General features: G+C 71.9%; 1 protein-coding gene. It reads right to left on the reverse strand.

Annotated elements, in window-relative coordinates; all coding sequences use genetic code 11:
- Positions 1–229 (reverse strand): hypothetical protein (locus ACQG3P_RS20480; RefSeq protein ID WP_426806069.1); only part of this gene is annotated, 229 nt, incomplete at its 3' end.
- Between the last annotated feature and the right edge of the window lie 27 nt (positions 230–256).

A 256-nucleotide genomic window follows, 5' to 3' on the forward strand; every position in this document is an offset into this window, starting at 1 on the left:
CCTGGACCACGCCGACCGAGACCGGCACTTCCTGCAGGTTGCGCTCGCGGTGGTCGGCGGTGACGGTGAGGGCGTCCAGCGAGGTCGGGCTGGCGTCCTGCGCCAGGGCGGCGCCGCTCAGCCCGAGCAGCGACCTGCAGGCCAGCGCCAGCGCGTGGGGACGCGGCTGCCGGGCGGTGCGGAAGGAAGCGGTTGCGGCCGTAGCAACGGTGATGCGATGGGCGGACATTCAGGGGTCTCAGGTGTTACGGATCAA

The organism is Stenotrophomonas sp. SrG (assembly GCF_050031795.1).
Lineage (GTDB): Bacteria > Pseudomonadota > Gammaproteobacteria > Xanthomonadales > Xanthomonadaceae > Stenotrophomonas > Stenotrophomonas rhizophila_A.